The sequence below is a fragment of the Mesorhizobium sp. M0496 genome, from assembly GCF_040321205.1.
Classification (GTDB): Bacteria; Pseudomonadota; Alphaproteobacteria; order Rhizobiales; family Rhizobiaceae; genus Mesorhizobium.
The window spans coordinates 14,650-28,962 of sequence record NZ_JAMYRC010000038.1; the positions used below are offsets into that span (position 1 = coordinate 14,650).

The window sequence follows — 14,313 nt, forward strand, 5'->3', positions numbered from 1 at the left end:
ATAACGGCTTAAAAATCAAAAGGTTTCATGATGTCCGCCCGAGATGCTGGCTGCCAGCGGCACACCAAGGCTCTTCTGGCTTCCAGTGTCCGCGAGGGGGCGTTTGGGTGCTTGGCGAATGGACACTGTCATTGCCGGCGAAGCCAAGCAGTTCATCGCTTACAGCCACATGGAACACATCGGTGGTCTGCTTCAACCAGAGCGAAAAATATGCGGGCGTTCGGTACGCCAGGATTTCGGTTGGGACCAGATGCGCATGGGCATCATGCCAGCCCTGATGACACAGTTGCACAATCGCCGACTGGTCGGCCTCCCGTGCCGGGCGGATTTCAAGCATTCTTCACGTCCTGCAAAAGTCAGGAGCCATATGATTGGTGCGAGCAAGCGAAGCGACGAACTCGGAGGTTTGACCCGCCCTTCCACAAGGTGGGTTGTTCGCGTGAGAAATGATGGAAAGGGACGCTGCCACCTCTCATAACGAAAGTTCAAGCGGCTTGCGGGAACTCCATGTCAAAGCGCAGCGGAGAGCCGAGCGCCTTAAACGCTTCTTCGAGCGAGTCGAGCCGCGAGTTATGATCGAGCCGGAAAAGCCGGTCGACATGTTCGCGCTGGCATTTGAGTTCACGCATCAGATCGGCGCGAGTCCACCCCTTGCTCTTCAGGAGCATATAGAGCCCAGATTTCAGGAAGACGAGCGCTGAAACCTCTACAAACCGCCCCTTGCTTGACGTTTCCTTGAGCGGGAAGGGAAGATCCTCCCCATTCGCGATGCGAGCGGCGATAGCCTCCTCGATAGCGTTCCGGCCGTTTACACAGGCCTCCTCCTGCGTACTTCCATAAGAAACAACTTCGTCGAATTGAGGCGCTGTAACCAGCCAGGTATCATTGTCATCGGGCGCGAGAGTGAGTTCATACCACATTACAAAGGCTCCTCCATTTCAGCCCCAAGTCCCCTTGATCTTTTCGACCAAGCGCGTGCCGAGCTCCTTTCCGCCGTGCATGGGCAACTGGGAAACCCTATTTTGAGACGGACAGTCAGATGACCGCTTCCACAACGATGGGTTTCGAAGGTGCATCCCTGCTTGGCGAGCCAGCGCCGGAGTTCGTTCGCGTTCACATAGATAGCGTAGTCCACACATATGTGGAAATCAACAGAAGTGTGGACTCTAGGCAGCTCATTGAAAAATATAGAAAATATCTACCCTGGTTCGCCGACAAGCGGCGCCAGCCACCACAATCGAGGAGGCGGAGAGACTCGCTGCCGCCTCATCGTTCTTCAAGCAGTCGTTCAGCCCGGCTCGGCATAGTGCGCGGTGTTCGCCAGTCGGGCGTCGGCCTTCAGTGCATAAACGCTTCTCGCAGCCACGCGAAGAAACCGGATCTTCCAGACATTGCCGCGCGGACACGGGATGCGGCCCATCGTGCCGTCATCGTGGCGCCTACGTGACAATGGCAGACGATTCCGTGGAGCTGCCAATCGGTCAGCTCGAAGAAGCGCTTGGCCTCACCGTAGGTATCTTCTTTCAGGCCCAGCGCGCGAAAGAGCGGATCCTCGAAAGCAATTGTGATCGGTGATCCCGCGGAACGCATTCTTTCGCGCGTCTCCACGGATTGGTGCTCGGTCCCCGTCAGCGCTCCTAGGCACCTGTTGGGATTTTGCTCCAGAAGCTGCGCCCAGCGTTCGAGGCGTTCGCCTCGGGTCGCGAGAAGATGGGTTGCCTCGGCGTGGACGTCGGCAACGGCATTCAGTTGGTCAACGGTTTGATGCTTCACGGACGCCTCCTATTCAGCAGCTGAATTCGGTTCAGCCTTTAATGGAATTATGTCGCCCGGTGGGGTCGGCAAGACCCGGAGATGCACGCTACGACGATTCATTTTGGGCGGCATGGCTCCATTCCGCTGTACGGCTCGTGAGCGCGTGGCCGGGGCGCAATCGAAACCGCATCGGAACCATCCGCAAGCGCGACCGTTCTGCCCGCATCAGCCCTGGTCGAGACGCTGGTTGGTCGGCATCCGCCGATGTTCATGACCCACCAAGCCCCCACGCAGGAGTTACTTCATGGCCATTCTGCCTAACCCCGACCCAGTGCCTGCTCCAGTACCCACGCCGCCGCCGCCGCTTCCCGAACCGAAGCCCATGCGCGAGCCGGATCCGGACAGGCTTCCGGATGAAGAGCCGGTCCCCAATCCGGATGAAAACGACGTGCCGCCCAAGCATACGGTCCCGGTCTGGACCGCTGGCGATGGTCATGATCATTCGCTTCACTTGGCCCCGTCCGGCTTTTTGTTGAAGATCGTGAGCAGGTCCACCGGCAGCGGAAACACCACCGTCGACGAGCGCTCGCCGGCGATGTCGTGCAGCGCCTCGAAATAGCGTAACTGCATGGCCTGCGGCTCCTGCGCCAGCATCTTGCCGGCCTCGACCAGCTTTGCCGCCGCCTGCTGCTCGCCATCGGCATTGATCACCTTCGCGCGCCGCAGCCTTTCGGCCTCGGCCTGTTTGGCGATGGCGCGGACCATACTCTCGTTGAGGTCGACATGCTTGATCTCGACGTTGGAGACCTTGATGCCCCAGGCATCGGTCCGCTGGTCCAGGATCTCCTGGATATCGCTGTTCAGCTTGTCGCGCTCGGCCAACATCTCGTCGAGCTCGTGCTTGCCGAGCACCGAGCGTAATGTGGTTTGCGCCAGCTGGTTGGTAGCGGTCATGAAATCCTCGACCTGGATGATCGCCCGCTCGGCGTCGACGATGCGGAAATAGAGCACGGCGTTGACCTTCACCGAGACGTTGTCGCGCGAGATCACGTCCTGCGGCGGCACGTCCTGCACCACCACGCGCAGGTCGACCCGCACCATCTGCTGGACGAAGGGAACGAGGAGGATGAGGCCGGGGCCCTTCACCCCGGTGAAGCGGCCGAGTGTGAAGACCACGCCGCGCTCATATTCCCGCAGGATACGAATGGCTGCGGAGAGGAAGATCAGCACGAGGAGGGCGAGTATCAGATAGGCCACATAACCGATCATCATTGCCTTGCTCCATTGTTCCTGCGCCGGACCGTCAGCACGAGATCCCTGACATCGGCCACCTCGACGCTGTCGCCCAGGGCGAGCGGTTCGTTGGCTTTCGCCCGCCAGCGTTCGCCCTGGGCCAGCACATGGCCCTCGCTGCCCGACCAGTCGAGGATCTTGGCCGGAAGTCCGTGCATGGCCTGCGCGCCGACACGCGGCAGACGCTTGCGCGCCGCCCACAGATAGCTGCCGGCCAGCAGCGCCAGGCCAAGCGTCAGCGCGGCGGCGGTGCCGATGACCGCCCATGACATCTCGAAGCCGGGGCCCTCGACCTTGAGCAGCATGGCGGCGCCGAGCAGGAAGGCGGCCACGCCGCCAAGCCCAAGCACTACGGTCGGATTGAAGGCCTCGATGACGAGGAAAGCGAGGCCAAGCAGCATCAGGGCAAGGCCGGCATAGTTGATCGGCAACAGGTTGAGCGCATAGAGCCCGAGCAGAAGGCAGATGGTGCCGATCACGCCGGGAGCCACCGCGCCGGGGCTGGTGAACTCGAAGATGAGGCCGTAGAAGCCGGCAAGCATCAGGATGACGGCGATGTTGGGATCGGTGATGACGGCGAGAAGCCGGATCAGCCAGCCGGGCTCCAGCGTCTCGACCGGGAGGCCTTTGGTCGCCAGCACCTGTTTCTTGCCAGCCACCTCGACCATGCGGCCGTCGGCAAGCTGCAGCAGTTCGGCCGTGTCGTGGGCGACGAGATCGACGACATGTGCCTGAAGTGCCGCGCCGGCGGAAAGGCTGGCCGCCTCGCGCACGGCCTTTTCACCCCAGTCGGCATTGCGCCCGCGCAGTTCGGCGAGCGAACGGATCAAGGCAACCGCGTCGTTCGTCACCTTGGTCATCATCGCGTCGTCCGCCGGCGGTCCGGTGGCGTCCTTCTGGTCGTCCTTGTTCTGGTCGCCGCCACCGGGAAGGGACGGCAACCCGCCAAGCTCGACCGGTGTAGCGGCGCCCAGATTGGTGCCGGGCGCCATCGCCGCGACATGGGTTGCATAGAGGATATAGGTTCCGGCACTTGCCGCATGCGCGCCGGCGGGCGCGACATAGCCGATGACGGGAACCGGCGAGGCAAGGATATCTGCGATCATCTCGCGCATCGAGGTGACCAGCCCGCCCGGCGTGTCGATCTCGAGGATGAGAACTTCGGCGTGCCGCTCGGCGGCCTTCGCCAGCGCCTCCTTGAGCTGCCTTGCGCTCGCCGGCCCGATGGCGCCGTCCATCTCGACGCGCAACGCCAGCTTCTCCGTCGCCTCTCCGGTTACGGAAGAGGGACTGGCGACCGCGGCGGCCGTGAGAGCCGCGGCAAGAACCGCCATCCGCGCGAGGTTCACGCTCAAAACTCCCTAGGCAGGATATGGGGCCCGATCCCATCAAAATCCATGGCGCGGCCGCAGGACTGCAAGCCACAACCCGGCTCTGCGCGGCCTGGATGGCAACGCATGGGCGCGTAAATTCAAATCCGGAGGAGCCCGCCACTCGCGCGCCGGACCCCCACCCTTTCACCGGTCACGCATGCGCGTGCGGATGACGGAAGTCCCAGACTGCCCAACCTGATACCGCAACCACCAGCACGCCGAGAATGACATGGGTGGCCATCGCGTACCCGTTCGCCATGAAATCGAGAAGCCAGGGCGAAACGATCAGCCAGAGCCCGAGAACGACACTAACCCATTCCTCCCACTCGGCGAATGCGGCAAGCGTCGCCAGAGCCATGACGCCCAGCACGACGCCAACAATCCAGGCGTTCCATGCGGGAGCGGTTGCAGTAGCGAAGCCGATTATCCAAGGTGAGATGAACAGACAGATGGCAAGGACCAGATTGAGCCAGTCCTGGCTCTTCTTTCCTTCCATGAGTGTATTAGCCATGACAACCTCCATAGATGAAGCTTGACCAAAGCGTTAAGTTCGCGTGCAACGCACGCTCAATGATTGATGTAACTACGCTTCACATGGCCTTCAAGGCTTGACCAGTGACCCTTCCGCTCCCGAACGGGATCAGCGCCCTGCATGCCTTGCCAGCGCGTGCTCGATCAGCACGTCGATGATCTGACTGTAACCGATGCCTGATGCCGCCAGCGCCTTGGCGTACATCGAGATGTCGGTGAAACCGGGAATGGTGTTGACCTCGTTGACCAGCAGGCTGCCGTCGGCGCGCAGGAAGAAATCGACGCGTGCCATGGCTTCGCAGCCGAGCGCCTGAAAGGCCTGCCGCGCCATCTCCCTGGCCTTGTCGGCAACCGAGGCCGGGACATCGGCGGGCACCTTGACCACCGCGCCGTCGACATCGAGATATTTGGCCTCATAGGTGTAGAAGCCGTGCTTGCCGGCTGGAATGATCTCGCCGGGCAGCGACACCGTCAGCGTGCCGTCGGCCCGCTCCAGTACCGAGAACTCGATCTCGCGGCCTTCAACGAACTCCTCCACCAAAACCTTGCTGTCATGCCGGAAAGCGGCCTCGACGGCCGCGGTGAAGCCGGCGCTGTCGGTTGCCTTGCTGACCCCGAAGGATGAGCCCTGGCGCGCCGGCTTGACGAACACCGGCAGGCCGAGCTTTGCCGCGACATCCTCGAAGGACACGCGCTCACCGCGCCGCAAGGTCAGCGAGCGGGCAACCGCCAGCCCGGCCTCGCGCATTAGCCGCTTGGCGATCTCCTTGTCCATGGCCGCGGCCGAAGCGAGGATGCCGCAGCCGACATAGGCGACATCGGCGACTTCCGCATAGCCCTGCACCGAGCCATCTTCGCCGAACGGCCCGTGCAGGACGGGAAAGACGACATCGACGGGATCAGGCTGCGTTCCATCCGGCGATATGGCGACCAGCCTGCCCTTGCCGCCGGGCAGCAGGGCGACCTCGATGCCGTCCTCGGATGCCGGCGCCCTTGCCCCGTCGTTGGCGGCCGACTGTTGCAGCAGCCATCTGCCGCTCCGGGAAACGGCGATCGGCACGATGTCGTAGCGTGTCCGGTCGATCGCCTTCAGCACATTGGCAGCCGAAAGGCGCGACACGTCATGTTCGGCCGAACGCCCGCCATAGAGGATGGCTACCCTTGTCTTAGCGGTCATCGAAATTCCTCAACTGTCAAAAAATCAAATGGCGACGGCAATGCCGCGATTGGCGAAGAAACGGTCGAAATCGGCTGGCGCCAACACTGCGTTTGCCTGTGTGGCGCTGATATGGCCGGACGGATTGTGGAAACGGAAACTCTCGTCCGACGCAGCGGTGACCAGCACCAGATGGCCGCCCTTCGAGGGCGGCTCGCGCTCGGGCCAGCGGATGGAACTGCTGACCGACGCGATGAAAAAACGCGACCGCGAAAGGATCGCCGGTATGTCCGCTGTCGCGACATTGGTCATCACCTCGGCCCGCAGGCCGAAGACCTCCTGCACGAAGCTGACGAAAGGCGCGTAGATCAGCCCCTTGATCGAACCGTCTTTGACGACATAGCCGCCATATCCAGTGCATCGTCTGGCAAGCTCGATCGTCGGCACGATTTCGCCGCGCGTCGCCAGGATCATCTTCAGGCATGCCATGCCGCAGATATTAGCGGCCCAGACCGCATATTCGTCCAGCGTTTCCGCTCCCGATCCCTGCCATAGGGGATCGCGCCTGAGCGCCAGTTGGGCGCCGTCGGCGAGCACGTCCATCGTCATGTCCGGCGTTTCCCACTGGCTGAAAAACGGCACGGTTTCAGGCAGTGGACTCATAACGGGCTCCTCGGGCAGCTGGCCATCTCGTATACGAGGATACGAGATAGATGAAAAGCTCCAACGTCGTCATCCCGGGCGAAGCAGCAGCGAAGCGACGCGGCGCAGACCCGAGGATGACGAAGCGAACGCAAGCGACCCGTCAAAACGTCTATGCAGTGAGCGCCGCCGCCTACTCGACCTTCGTCCAGCCGAAAACCAGCCAGGCGTATTTCGATTTTTCGTCAGGTTCGGCAGTGTAGGTCATCTGTATGTCGCCGTCCTTGGCGTAGATATCCAGCCTGGGCGCCGTTTCCAGCTTGAGCCACGCCGAACTGCTGGCAAAGGACCAGGTTCCGCACCAGACGCAGAGCCCCGACGCCGGATCACCGGGCTGGTGAAAGTTGTAGCGGCCGTCCGCTGTGATTTCCAGATAGTCGAACGCGCCGTAAAACGCGGTCACTGTCTGCTGGAACTCACTGGCGGCAGCCTCTTGTTCCGGCGTGGGCGCATCCGGCATGTCGCGCGGCGGCCGGATGGCTCCACCGTTCAGTTTCCATTTGCCGACAAAATCCTTCTGGGTCGGAAGATACTCCTCCTGAGCTTGCGCCGACGAGATATAAGCAACCGATAATATGGTTGGCAAACCCATGGTCCCGATCGCAAATAAAAGTGCGCCGGCACGGATCGCCTTGGTTAGGCTATGCATAAAAATAGTCTCCACGGTGGGTAATGGGAGTTTTATCGAGACATTTGTTGGCGCGCGTTGCTTCGATGCCGATTCCCGCCCGCCATCTGCACGGTTAGCATCGGCGCCACCAAATTGGCAACGCAAAGCGGCATCTCTCCAGCCTAGAAGGTGATCTTCACCGAAGCGGCGCTGCGCGTGTGCGGACCGTGATGGACGGCTTCGATGTTGTTGCCGTCCGGGTCGAGCAGGAAAGCGGCGTAATAGCCGGGATGATAGGGCCGTTCGCCCGGCGCGCCATTGTCCTTGCCGCCGCCGGCGAGCCCGGCCTTGTAGAAGGCCTCGACCATGGCGTGGTCCTTTGCCTGGAAGGCGAGATGATGGCGGCCGGTGAATTTTCCCAACGCTGCAGGGCTGTCGGCACTGGAGATAAACAACTCGTCGGCCCAGAAATAGCCGTCGCCGGTGCCGCCGATCGGGATATCGAGCACCTCGAAGACCGCTTCGTAGAAACGCCGGCTGGCCGGGAGATCCCTGACCACCAGCTGGATATGGTCGATGAGCCGACCGCGATGCAATTCCTGGGTTTCCATGCAAACTCCTCCTCGTGAGGCTTTCGAATTTAGGTTCGGACAGGACGCCGTCAATGCGGACGCATGACCGTCGCGCGCCGCAAGCCCACTGATGGTTCCCATGATCCATCTTTCAAACAAGAAGCCCGCCGGGAGGGGATCCGACGGGCCTTTGGAAAGCCGACACAAGAGGCTTTCATTTGTCTGCGGGGGGGCAGACATGGTGAGAACTCCGATTTGCCGCGGAGGTTCCACCGGAACGAAAAAAGCCCGCCGGCGAGCTGTTTGTTACGCAAGCCGCATGATGCGCCGGGCAGGCAAATCCCGTTCAGCTTGGAACTTTTTGTCCGGAGCCAAGTTTTGTGGCGCGGCCGGGAGGAATTGGAATTGGATAGTTTTCAAAGGCTCGAAGCGCTCGTCGACAGAGCTGGTGCCGACGATGTCGAAGAAGCGAACGTATTGCTGCGTCGTTTCAAGGGCAGATCAGACAAGGTCACAGCAGCGATCGACGAGTTCATGCTGGACTTCAAGACATTGGTCTTCGTCGTCGAAACCGGCGAGGAAGGGTTCGAAAAACAACTTCGCAAGCTGGCTCGCACCAGGCTTTCCAAGCTCAAGCACCTGATGAACGTGCCGGCATAGGAACCACACCGGGCCTGCTGAATTCCGGCGGAAGCCTATTCCTTCAGGATGGCCGCCAGCCTCGGGATGCCCTCGCTCACCGCCCGGCGGTCGGCGAGCGTGAAGGACAGCCGCAGCGTGTTGCGCCCGGTGCCATCGGCATAAAAAGCGCTGCCAGGCACGAAGGCGACGCGCGCCTCCTTTACCGATCGCGCCAGCAACGCGGTGGCGTCGGAGCCTTCGGGCAGCGTCGCCCAGACGAACATGCCGCCTTCCGGACGGCTCCAGGTCACGCCGTCCGGCATGTGGGCTTCCAGTGCCGCGAGCAGCCCGTCGCGGCGCTCGCGATAGGCGCCGATGAGCTTTTCGACCTGGCCGTCGAACGCCGTTTCGGCAACGCGGTGCATCACCACCTGGTTGATCGACGGGCTGTGCAGATCCGAGGCCTGCTTCATCAGCACCAGCTTCTCGACGATATGGCGCGGCGCGCACACCCAGCCGACGCGCATGCCCGGCGACAGGATTTTCGAGAACGAGCCGCAATAAAGCGTGCGCGCCTTGTCGATGCCGCCGGACCGCGCACAGTCGAGCGCCAGGATCGGCGGCACGCCTTCGCCGTCGTAACGCAGCGCACGATAGGCGGCATCCTCGATGACGGCGATGTCGAGTTCGCCGGCAAGGTCGAGCACCGCTTCGCGCTGCTTTCGGTCCAGCGTGTTGCCGGTCGGGTTGGCGAAATCCGGCACCAGATAGGCGAACTTGGCCTTGCCGCCATTCGAAGCCGCGGCCGCGCGATAGGCATCGGGCGTCATGTTGCCGCCGGCCGGGGTCAGCCGGTCGTAGCGCGGCTCATAGGCGTTGAAAGCCTGCAGCGCGCCGAGATAGGTCGGCCATGTCACCAGTGCCGTATCGCCTGGCGACAGGAACAGTTTGCCGAGATAATCCAGCGCCTGCTGCGAGCCGGAGGTGATGAAAATGTTGGCCTCGTCGCAGGCAACGCCGAGCTTGCCCATCTGCCCGGCGAGCCACTGCCGCAACGGCAGATAACCTTCCGAGACCTGGTACTGCAGCGCCGCACCCGCCTCCGGGCCACCCAGCACATCGGCATAGGCGTCGCGGATCGCTGCGGCCGGAAACAGCGCCGGATCGGGAATGCCGCCGGCGAACGAGATGATGTCCGGCTGGTCGAGCAGCTTCAAGAGTTCGCGGATTTCGGACGCTTTCATGCGCGACGAGCGCGAAGCCAACAGGTTCATAAGGGTCAAGTCACGCCTCCCGCGACAATTCTATTTAGGTCAACCTAGCTGACCTATATCTGCTTTATCGGGCGATTTGAATAGAGCCTGAAAGCCTTCCGCTATACGCCAGTCACCGCCGGGGCGACGAAGGCGCGCGGGCCGCCGCCCGCCGCTCAATCCCCGTCCGCAGGCGCTGCCTTGCCGCACTGCGCCAGCACCTTGCCGATGGCGGCACTGGAGCCCTTCAGCGGAAAACTGGTCTGGCCGTATTTGGCGGCGCTGACCAGCACATCGCCCTTCCCGCGCAGCAGGTCCAGCAACGGATCGGCCCGGGCCAGGTCCGCCACGAAATAGTTGTACATGGCCTCCAACTGCAAGGTCTTGGTCACCGCCTTGCCGTCGGCGTTGAACTCGAACGAACCGCTGATGCCCGGCTCCAGCTGCTGGCCGGTGGCGCCGAGGTCATAGCTCAGCACCGGCGTGTCGAAGCAGGTCAGCATCAGATGCGCATCGCCTTTCGGCCCGCCGCAGACCGAGGCGGTGAGCACGCTGCCGCCCTCGTCTTCCTCCATTTTGGCGGCCCAGCCGCCGCAGGACGCCGCGAAGGCCGGCTGCATGGCCTGCAGGACCGCCAACGCACCGGCGACGACGAGATATCCAGCTCTCATGACTTCCCCCTCCGGCAATTGCGGTGCCCGCAGGCAGCATATAGGAAAAGCCATCCGGTGGCATCGCCTGGTTCGGCGCCGGTCCTGATTTCGCGGAGAGTGGCATTGAAAGCCTGTGTTCGTCTGTGTCTGTCGATCGCCGCGCTTGTAGCCTTGCCGCTCGCCGCCCATGCCGATTGGAAGCCTGTCGAGAAGGTCGAGACCTACGCCATATCGGGCCAGTCCGGGCCGGAACTCTATCGCTCGATCGGCGAAAACGGTCCGAAGCTCGGCATCACCCGCGCCATTGCCCACACCAATTTCAAGCTGACCTGGACCCGGGACTATCAGGCGCGGGCCGGCGCCTGCGTGCTGGCGACGGCGCGGCCGAAGCTCATCATCACCTACACATTGCCAAGCCCTTCGGCGCCGCTGCCGCCGGCCATCCAGAGGAACTGGGAGATTTTCATCGCCGGCGTCAGCGCCCACGAGAAGGTGCACGGCGCCGATATCATCGACATGGTGCGCAAGATCGAGACGGCGACCGTCGGCCTCAGCGTTGCCGACGATGCCAAATGCAGCAAGATCCGCACCGAGATGACCAGGCGCTTGTCCGAGCTGTCACAGGCGCAGCGGCAAGCTAGCCGCGATTTCGACCGCGTCGAACTCGGCCAGGGCGGCAATCTGCAAAAACTCATTCTTGCTTTGGTGAATGGCGGCTGACGCTACCCCTGGGCCTCGGAAACGAGCCCTTCGAGAAGATCGAGGCCTTCCGGCCAGTCTCCCAATCCGCTCTCGGCATTGATGTGGCCGGCAGGGCCGATGACGGCAAGGCGGCTGCCCCATTGCGTCGCCCTCGCCTCTGCATACTCCGGCGAGCCATACGGATCGTTTGTGCTGGCTACCACCAGCGAGGCAAAGCGCAATCGCCCTTGCGGAATTTCGGCGAAAGCCATGCCATATCCAGGGAAGACGGCGGACGTCGGGTCGGGAACGCCGACCAACAGGGCCGCCTTGGCCGGCCGCCGCGAGATCTTCTGCCAATGGGCGATCAGCAGGCAGGACAGGCTGTGCGCGACCAGCACCGGCGGCTCGGGCGCCTCGCTCACCGCCCGCTCCAGCGCCGCCAGCCAGTCGGTGAAATCGGGAAGGTCCCAGCTTGACGGCTGGAAACGCCGCATCGCCGGATTGGCATCTTCCCAGCGCGATTGCCAATGCGCCGGACCGGAACCACCGCTGCCGGGCAGGATAATGAAGTGCGTCATGTCGCCTTGCTCCTATCGATCGAGCGGGCATTCTGACGCCTTGCTCCGGCAACGGAAATACGAAACCATCGGGGAAGCCCGGGCATTTCCGATGGATTCAAGGTGACCATGAAAAACAGCGATGAGCGCGCAGCGTTCGATCCGACCGACATTGCCATTCTCGAAGCGATGCAGGAGAACGGCCGCATCGGCATGTCCGAGCTTGGCCGCCGGGTCGGCCTGTCACAGCCGGCGACTTCCGAGCGGGTGAAACGATTGGAGGAGCGTGGCGTCATTGCCGGCTACACCGCGGTGATCGATCCGACGGCCCTTGGCCTCGGCATGATGGCCATCATACGGGTGCGCACCACGCATGAGCACATCCGCCCCTGTCTGAAGCAGTTCGCCGAGATGCCTGAGATCACCGAGGTGCACCGGCTGACCGGCGAGGATTGCTTCATTCTCAAGGTCCTCGTTCCCTCGCCGGCGCAGCTCGAAACCATCGTCGACGCGGTGGCGCGTCACGGTTCGGTCACGACAGCGCTGGTGCTGCGCAGCGAGACGCCGAAACCGATCGGCCGCGCACTGATCAGACGCGCGCGGCTAGATCAGGCGCCACCGCACTCCTGACCGCCTCTGGCGGCTGGCTATTTTCCCTCAATGCGTATCCGCGCTCGCCCTCAGCTCCGCACGCTTCTCGTCCGAGACGACAGCCAGATCCAGCACCTTCTGCAATTCGGCCGCATGATGGAATGACGGTTCGGCCTGCACGCCGGTTCGCACCGCATCGACGAAACGCTGGTAGTTGGTCGCCACCGTGCCGGCGTCGACCTCTTCCCATATGGCGTTCTCGACATTGTCGCCGACGCAGACCTTGAGCGCCGAGCCGTCGAGATTGTGCACCACCTCAATGCCGCCCTTTTCGCCATAGATTCGCAACCGCAGCTCGTTGAGATGGCCGGTCGCCCACCGGCTGGCATGCACCACGCCGAAAGCGCCATTGGAAAAATCCAGTGTCATGGCGAAGCTGTCATTGGCGTCGAGCCCGTAGTCGCCGATGCGGTTGCCGGGTGCCTTGTCGAAGCTGCGCAGCCGGCAGAAGACATGGTCGATGTCGAGCGAGGCACCATAGCTGGCGAAATCGAGGATGTGGATGCCGACATCGCCGAGCACGCCGTTCGAACCGTGGCCGCGCGACAGGCGCCACAGCCATTTTGGATCGGTGCGCCAGTCGCCCCAGAATTTCGACACCAGCCAGCTTTGCAGATAGGACGCCTCGACGTGCCTGACCGTGCCGATCTCGCCCGCCTGCACCATCTGCCGGGCCCTCTGGAGTGCGGCGACATTGCGATAGGTCAGGTTCACCATGTTGACGATGCCGGCGGCCTCGGCGGCGTCGGCCATCTCGGTGGCCTTGCTAAAATTTTCGGCCAGCGGCTTCTCGCACAGCACCGGCTTGCCGGCGGCGATCAACATCATGGTGGTCGGGTGATGGATGCGGTCCGGCGTGACATTGGCCACCGCGTCGAAGGCGCCCCACGTCAGCGCCTCCTCCAGCGAGGTGAAGCGGTTGGGAATGTTGAAGCTGTCGGCGAAGTCGCCGACGCGCCCCCGATCGACATCGACGGCGGCGACAATGTCGACGCCCTCGATGGCGCTGAAGCGCCGTGCATGTTCCTGCGCCATCCAGCCGGTGCCGAGTATCAAAAGCCGCATTTATTGCTCCTTGGAGATATCGGCCCCCCGTCCGATCGACGCCCTCAAATAGCGCGGATGATGCCGCCGTCGACCCGGATGTTCTGGCCGGTGATGTAGCCGGCGCCTTCGGACGCCAGGAAGGCGATGGTCGCGGCGATCTCTTCGGAAGTTCCGTAGCGCTGCATCGGCACGCTGTCACGGCGCTCTTCGGTGGCCGGCAGGCTGTCGATCCAGCCGGGCAGCACATTGTTCATGCGCACATTCTCTGATGCATAGGTGTTGGCGAAGATTTTGGTGTAGGCGGCAAGGCCGGCGCGGAACACAGCCGAAGTCGGGAACATCGGGCTCGGCTCGACCACCCAGGCCGTCGAGATGTTGATGATAGCGCCACCCTTCTGCTTGACCATCTGCGGCGCCACGATGCGCACCGGCCGGATGACGTTCAAGAGATAGACGTCCATGCCGGTGTGCCACTGCTCGTCGGTGATCTCCAGGATCGGCGCGCGCGGCCCGTGGCCGCCGCTGTTGACCAGCACGTCGATGCGGCCATAGCGCTCGAGCGTTAGGTCGACCAGGCGCTGCAGATCGTCGTTCGACTGATTGGAGCCGGTGACGCCGAGCCCGCCAAGTTCCTTGGCCAGTGCCTCGCCCTTGCCGGAGGAAGACAGGATGGCGACCTTGAAGCCGTCCGCCGCCAGCCGCTTCGCCGCCGCAGCACCCATGCCGCTGCCGCCGGCCACGACAACAGCCACTTTTTCTACACTCATTGGATTTTCCTTCTCGGGTTGTCAGGCACCGCAAACGGTGTTTTCGGGAATTGAGCGTTGATATAGCTGGTTTTCCGCATCGGTTCGA

18 protein-coding genes are annotated in these 14,313 nt (G+C 62.7%); 3 read left to right on the forward strand and 15 right to left on the reverse strand.

What is annotated here, in order from left to right; translation table 11 throughout:
- Positions 1-25 precede the first annotated feature (25 nt).
- From NKI73_RS25950 to NKI73_RS25995, 10 genes are all read right to left on the reverse strand, one after another.
- The gene (locus NKI73_RS25950; protein ID WP_352633813.1) at positions 26-337 is read right to left on the reverse strand and encodes a GNAT family N-acetyltransferase; all 312 of its coding nucleotides are present in this window, start codon (positions 335-337) and stop codon (positions 26-28) included.
- 148 nt (positions 338-485) lie between these two features.
- A complete protein-coding gene (locus tag NKI73_RS25955; RefSeq protein WP_352633815.1) occupies positions 486-920 on the reverse strand; it encodes a type II toxin-antitoxin system HicB family antitoxin in 435 nt (144 codons plus the stop codon).
- 418 nt (positions 921-1,338) lie between these two features.
- Positions 1,339-1,773: a hypothetical protein gene (locus tag NKI73_RS25960; protein WP_352633817.1), complete on the reverse strand. Its 435-nt coding sequence runs from the start codon at positions 1,771-1,773 to the stop codon at positions 1,339-1,341.
- Between the two features lie 489 nt (positions 1,774-2,262).
- Positions 2,263-3,027 carry a slipin family protein gene (locus tag NKI73_RS25965; protein ID WP_352633818.1) on the reverse strand — a complete coding sequence of 255 codons (765 nt, stop codon included), beginning with the start codon at positions 3,025-3,027 and terminating at the stop codon, positions 2,263-2,265.
- The gene (locus NKI73_RS25970; RefSeq protein ID WP_352633820.1) at positions 3,024-4,397 is read right to left on the reverse strand and encodes an NfeD family protein; all 1,374 of its coding nucleotides are present in this window, start codon (positions 4,395-4,397) and stop codon (positions 3,024-3,026) included. The genes NKI73_RS25965 and NKI73_RS25970 overlap by 4 nt, the downstream gene beginning before the upstream one ends.
- Positions 4,398-4,572: 175 nt before the next feature.
- Positions 4,573-4,932: an SPW repeat protein gene (locus NKI73_RS25975; RefSeq protein WP_352633822.1), complete on the reverse strand. Its 360-nt coding sequence runs from the start codon at positions 4,930-4,932 to the stop codon at positions 4,573-4,575.
- A gap of 129 nt (positions 4,933-5,061) precedes the next feature.
- Positions 5,062-6,129 carry a D-alanine--D-alanine ligase family protein gene (locus tag NKI73_RS25980; protein WP_352633823.1) on the reverse strand — a complete coding sequence of 356 codons (1,068 nt, stop codon included), beginning with the start codon at positions 6,127-6,129 and terminating at the stop codon, positions 5,062-5,064.
- Positions 6,130-6,153: 24 nt separating this feature from the next.
- On the reverse strand, positions 6,154-6,771 hold the full coding sequence (locus NKI73_RS25985) for a C39 family peptidase (protein ID WP_352633825.1): 618 nt from the start codon (positions 6,769-6,771) through the stop codon (positions 6,154-6,156).
- Between the two features lie 172 nt (positions 6,772-6,943).
- Positions 6,944-7,402: a hypothetical protein gene (locus NKI73_RS25990; protein ID WP_502905622.1), complete on the reverse strand. Its 459-nt coding sequence runs from the start codon at positions 7,400-7,402 to the stop codon at positions 6,944-6,946.
- A gap of 200 nt (positions 7,403-7,602) precedes the next feature.
- On the reverse strand, positions 7,603-8,031 hold the full coding sequence (locus tag NKI73_RS25995) for a VOC family protein (RefSeq protein WP_352633826.1): 429 nt from the start codon (positions 8,029-8,031) through the stop codon (positions 7,603-7,605).
- Between the two features lie 63 nt (positions 8,032-8,094).
- On the opposite strand from NKI73_RS25995, the gene NKI73_RS26000 reads away from it, so the two are divergent.
- On the forward strand, positions 8,095-8,652 hold the full coding sequence (locus NKI73_RS26000) for a hypothetical protein (protein ID WP_352633827.1): 558 nt from the start codon (positions 8,095-8,097) through the stop codon (positions 8,650-8,652).
- A 35-nt stretch (positions 8,653-8,687) separates the two neighbouring features.
- Here the strand turns inward: NKI73_RS26000 and NKI73_RS26005 are convergent, their stop codons facing one another.
- On the reverse strand, positions 8,688-9,887 hold the full coding sequence (locus NKI73_RS26005) for an aminotransferase-like domain-containing protein (RefSeq protein ID WP_352633906.1): 1,200 nt from the start codon (positions 9,885-9,887) through the stop codon (positions 8,688-8,690).
- A gap of 155 nt (positions 9,888-10,042) precedes the next feature.
- A complete protein-coding gene (locus NKI73_RS26010) occupies positions 10,043-10,537 on the reverse strand; it encodes a hypothetical protein (protein WP_352633829.1) in 495 nt (164 codons plus the stop codon).
- 105 nt (positions 10,538-10,642) lie between these two features.
- On the opposite strand from NKI73_RS26010, the gene NKI73_RS26015 reads away from it, so the two are divergent.
- Positions 10,643-11,239, forward strand: a complete 597-nt coding sequence (locus NKI73_RS26015; RefSeq protein ID WP_352633831.1) for a DUF922 domain-containing Zn-dependent protease — start codon at positions 10,643-10,645, stop codon at positions 11,237-11,239.
- Positions 11,240-11,241: 2 nt separating this feature from the next.
- On the opposite strand, the gene NKI73_RS26020 is transcribed toward NKI73_RS26015, so the two are convergent.
- Positions 11,242-11,781, reverse strand: a complete 540-nt coding sequence (locus NKI73_RS26020) for an RBBP9/YdeN family alpha/beta hydrolase (RefSeq protein WP_352633833.1) — start codon at positions 11,779-11,781, stop codon at positions 11,242-11,244.
- 108 nt (positions 11,782-11,889) lie between these two features.
- Between NKI73_RS26020 and NKI73_RS26025 the strand changes: the two genes are divergently transcribed.
- Positions 11,890-12,390, forward strand: a complete 501-nt coding sequence (locus NKI73_RS26025) for an Lrp/AsnC family transcriptional regulator (protein ID WP_352633835.1) — start codon at positions 11,890-11,892, stop codon at positions 12,388-12,390.
- Between the two features lie 27 nt (positions 12,391-12,417).
- On the opposite strand, the gene NKI73_RS26030 is transcribed toward NKI73_RS26025, so the two are convergent.
- Positions 12,418-13,476 carry a Gfo/Idh/MocA family protein gene (locus NKI73_RS26030; RefSeq protein ID WP_352633837.1) on the reverse strand — a complete coding sequence of 353 codons (1,059 nt, stop codon included), beginning with the start codon at positions 13,474-13,476 and terminating at the stop codon, positions 12,418-12,420.
- Positions 13,477-13,520: 44 nt separating this feature from the next.
- Positions 13,521-14,225 carry an SDR family oxidoreductase gene (locus NKI73_RS26035; RefSeq protein ID WP_352633839.1) on the reverse strand — a complete coding sequence of 235 codons (705 nt, stop codon included), beginning with the start codon at positions 14,223-14,225 and terminating at the stop codon, positions 13,521-13,523.
- Positions 14,226-14,313 lie beyond the last annotated feature (88 nt).

Bases quoted from the DNA above. Each gene is read 5' to 3' on its own strand.
- NKI73_RS25975 (WP_352633822.1), bottom strand. From the start codon at position 4,932: ATGGCTAATACACTCATGGAAGGAAAGAAGAGCCAGGACTGGCTCAAT.
- NKI73_RS25990 (WP_502905622.1), bottom strand. From the start codon at position 7,402: ATGGGTTTGCCAACCATATTATCGGTTGCTTATATCTCGTCGGCGCAA.
- NKI73_RS26000 (WP_352633827.1), top strand. From the start codon at position 8,095: ATGACCGTCGCGCGCCGCAAGCCCACTGATGGTTCCCATGATCCATCT.
- NKI73_RS26005 (WP_352633906.1), bottom strand. From the start codon at position 9,887: ATGAACCTGTTGGCTTCGCGCTCGTCGCGCATGAAAGCGTCCGAAATC.
- NKI73_RS25955 (WP_352633815.1), bottom strand. From the start codon at position 920: ATGTGGTATGAACTCACTCTCGCGCCCGATGACAATGATACCTGGCTG.
- NKI73_RS26035 (WP_352633839.1), bottom strand. From the start codon at position 14,225: ATGAGTGTAGAAAAAGTGGCTGTTGTCGTGGCCGGCGGCAGCGGCATG.
- NKI73_RS25950 (WP_352633813.1), bottom strand. From the start codon at position 337: ATGCTTGAAATCCGCCCGGCACGGGAGGCCGACCAGTCGGCGATTGTG.
- NKI73_RS25985 (WP_352633825.1), bottom strand. From the start codon at position 6,771: ATGAGTCCACTGCCTGAAACCGTGCCGTTTTTCAGCCAGTGGGAAACG.
- NKI73_RS26020 (WP_352633833.1), bottom strand. From the start codon at position 11,781: ATGACGCACTTCATTATCCTGCCCGGCAGCGGTGGTTCCGGTCCGGCG.
- NKI73_RS26025 (WP_352633835.1), top strand. From the start codon at position 11,890: ATGAAAAACAGCGATGAGCGCGCAGCGTTCGATCCGACCGACATTGCC.
- NKI73_RS26010 (WP_352633829.1), bottom strand. From the start codon at position 10,537: ATGAGAGCTGGATATCTCGTCGTCGCCGGTGCGTTGGCGGTCCTGCAG.
- NKI73_RS25995 (WP_352633826.1), bottom strand. From the start codon at position 8,031: ATGGAAACCCAGGAATTGCATCGCGGTCGGCTCATCGACCATATCCAG.
- NKI73_RS25965 (WP_352633818.1), bottom strand. From the start codon at position 3,027: ATGATGATCGGTTATGTGGCCTATCTGATACTCGCCCTCCTCGTGCTG.
- NKI73_RS26030 (WP_352633837.1), bottom strand. From the start codon at position 13,476: ATGCGGCTTTTGATACTCGGCACCGGCTGGATGGCGCAGGAACATGCA.
- NKI73_RS25980 (WP_352633823.1), bottom strand. From the start codon at position 6,129: ATGACCGCTAAGACAAGGGTAGCCATCCTCTATGGCGGGCGTTCGGCC.